This window comes from Streptomyces sp. NRRL WC-3549 (assembly GCF_000721935.1).
GTDB lineage: Bacteria > Actinomycetota > Actinomycetes > Streptomycetales > Streptomycetaceae > Streptomyces.
The window spans coordinates 32,091-34,969 of the sequence record NZ_KL585430.1 but is presented as its reverse complement, the minus strand read 5'-3'; the positions used below and the strand labels follow the sequence as shown (position 1 = coordinate 34,969).

The window sequence follows — 2,879 nt, the reverse complement described above, 5'->3', positions numbered from 1 at the left end:
CAGCCGGGGGCCGGGGCGATCCGCCCCGGCCCCCGGCACAGTGGGATCAGCCCAGCTCCTTGACCTGGGCCGCGATGACCTCGGACGGCAGCTCGAAGTCGCTGACCGCCCCGGCCGCCGCACCGACGTTGAGGGAGGCGAACGTGGCGACCGTGCCGGCCTGACGGAGGCTCACCAGCTTGAGGGGGACCTGTACGCCCTCCTCCTCCATCACGAGCGTCCAGGCCAGCGCCTCCTCGCCGCCGGAGGCCTTCGCCTCGGTCACCTTCGCGAACTTCTGCTTGCCGTCCTTCGTGGACAGGGTGAACCCGCCGGCGCACGCGGAGGCGGCGTCGCGGAGCTCGGCGAGGTTCTTCTCGGCGCCGTCACCTTCGTACGAGGCGAGCGCGACCAGGGTCGTCGTCACATCGAGGCCGGCCGCGAGGGCGCCCGCGGGGTCCTTGGCGTCCTTGACGTCGCCCTTCTTCGGCTCCTGGACGACCTTGCGCACGGCGGTGCCGACCGGCGCACCCCGCTGCGCGGCGTAGAAGGCGTGCCCGAGGGGCTCGCACTCCTTCTTGTCCGCGGTGATGTCCGCGGCCTGGGAGACGTCCTCCGGGCCCGCCTCGCCGATCTTGTGGCCGGCGACGTCGCCCTGCGCCAGCGACACCTTCTCCAGCTCCGCAGCGGTCAGCGCCTTGACCGCGGCCTTCGTGGCGGTGTCCTTCGCGGCGGGCGCCTTGGCCTCGCCCTTGTCGTCCGAGTCCGAGCCGCCGCACGCGGTGGCCAGCAGGGCCAGGGACACCACGGAAGCGGCGACGGCGGTACGGCGTACGAGGGTGGCGCGCATGGCAGATTCATCTCTCATCAGGGGGAGCGACAAGCCTCCCGGCACGGAACTCAACCGGATCCGGAGGCTGTTGCGGAACCCACACTCTACGATCGGACGCCTGTCCGATGATCATCCTGAATGATCACGGAATGTGTTCGTGATGCCACTGTGACCACCCTGTGAAGAACCCATGAGGGAGGAACCCATGAGGGCTGTCCTGGGCGGCCTCTCCCCAGCCGAGGAGCGCCCGCCGTGTCCGTCGACCCCGTCCCCGCCGTGCTCGACGCGGTCCGTGCCCTCGGTGCGACCGGGGGAGCGGAGAACGCTCCCCCGACCTGCGAGACGCTCACCGGCGGCACGTACAACACCGTGACCAGGGTGACCTTCGCCGACGGTCGCGACTGGGTGGTGAAGACACCGCCGCCGCACAGCACCGGTCTGCGCTACGAAGAGCGCCTGCTCGTGGGCGAGGCCGTCTTCTACGAAGCCGCAGCGGCCGTCGACGGCGCGCCGGTCCCCCGGATCGTGCACGCCGAGCCGGACCCCGGGTCGCCGACAGGAGCTCACGTGGTGATGACCGCCTGCCCCGGACGGCCCTGGAGCGATCTGGCGGACGAGCTCACTGAAAGTGAACGGCGGCGGCTGCGTACGGAGTTCGGCGCTCTCGTCGGCCGGCTCCACACGGTGACGGGCACGGACGGGTTCGGGTACCCGGGCCTGCCCCTCGGACCGCTCGCTCCCACCTGGCGCGAGGCATTCACCGCCATGACCGGTGCCGTGCTCGACGACGCGGAGACGTACGCGGCGCGGCTGCCGCGCCCGGCCGCGGAGATCCGTACGCTGCTCGGCTCCGCCGCCTACGTACTGGACGACGTGGAGCGGCCCGCCCTCGTCCACTTCGACCTGTGGGAGGGCAACGTCCTGCTGACCGGTGAGCCGGGTGCGCGGACCATCGGCGGGATCATCGACGGGGAGCGGATGTTCTGGGGCGACCCGGCCGCCGACCTCGTCTCGACGGCGCTGCTCGGCGACATCGAGGTGGACGGGGACTTCCTCGCCGGGTACGCGTCCGGGGCCGGCGCTCCCGTCGTGTTCACCGCGTCGTTGCGTCTCCGCCTCGCGCCCTGTACCGCAGCTACCTCTACCTGATCATGCTGGTCGAGACCGTTCCCCGGAAGACGTCCGGGGACGCCCTGGAGTGGGTGTGGACGCGGGTGGCGCCGCGGCTCGAAGCGGCGCTGGACGACGTGGCCGGGGCCGTCAGCCGTCGGACCGCCGGGTGAGGTGGCTGAACGCGTCCAGGTTGCGGGTGGACTCGCCCCGCTCGGTCCGCCAGGCGTACTCCTTGCGGATCGCGCTCGCGAACCCCAGCTCCAGCAGGGAGTTGAAGGCACCGTCCGCCGCCTCCAGCACCACGCCCAGCAGCCGGTCGAGCTCCTCCGGAGTGATCACGGTGAGTGGGAGCCGTCCGACGAGGTAGATGTCGCCGAGCCGGTCGACGGCGTAACTCACCCCGAAGAGCCGCAGGTTGCGCTCCAGCAGCCAGCGGTGCACGGCCGCGTCGTTCTCGTCCGGGTGGCGGATGACGAACGCGTTGAGGGAGAGGGAGTGCCGGCCGACGAGCAGGGAGCACGTCGTGGACAGCTTCCGGGTTCCCGGCAGGGTCACGACGTAGTTGCCCGGCTCGGGGCTCTCCCACGCGAGCTCGGCCTCGTTCAGCGTCGCCTCGATGACCTGCGCCGCTGCTGCTTCGTCGGGTACGTCAGCCATGGTGCGAGCGTACGTCAGCGGGGCGCGCGGCGGTCCGGGGCCGCGCTCAGCCGTGCGGCAGCCGGGCGCGGCGGCGGTGGTCGCACATCGCGGCCGTGTACACCTCGGCGGTGGCGGAGGCCGCCGTGTCCCACCCGAAGGACTGGGCGTGCGCGGCGGCGGCCCGGCCCATCCGGTCGGCCAGCTCCGGGTGGTCCGCGAACCGGCCCAGCGCCTCGGCGTAGGCCTCCGGGTCGTGCCCCGGGATCAGGAAGCCGCTCACCTCGTCCTGTCTCTTATACACATCTCTGAGCGGGCT

The 2,879-nt window shown here is 71.9% G+C and carries 2 protein-coding genes and 2 pseudogenes; 1 reads left to right on the top strand and 3 read right to left on the bottom strand.

The genetic code is table 11. From position 1 onward, the window contains the following. Positions 1-46: 46 nt before the first annotated feature. On the bottom strand, positions 47-847 hold the full coding sequence (locus tag IH13_RS0130265) for a hypothetical protein (protein ID WP_420713416.1): 801 nt from the start codon (positions 845-847) through the stop codon (positions 47-49). 216 nt (positions 848-1,063) lie between these two features. Between IH13_RS0130265 and IH13_RS38900 the strand changes: the two are divergent. Next, positions 1,064-2,094 (top strand): annotated as a pseudogene (locus IH13_RS38900) (phosphotransferase family protein). Here the strand turns inward: IH13_RS38900 and IH13_RS0130255 are convergent. Then, complete coding sequence (locus tag IH13_RS0130255) at positions 2,072-2,581, bottom strand: type III secretion system chaperone family protein (protein WP_031089272.1); 510 nt, start codon at positions 2,579-2,581, stop codon at positions 2,072-2,074. The pseudogene IH13_RS38900 and the gene IH13_RS0130255 sit on opposite strands and share 23 nt — an antisense overlap. A 46-nt stretch (positions 2,582-2,627) precedes the next feature. Beyond that, positions 2,628-2,879: pseudogene (locus IH13_RS0130250) on the bottom strand (hypothetical protein); the annotation flags it as partial.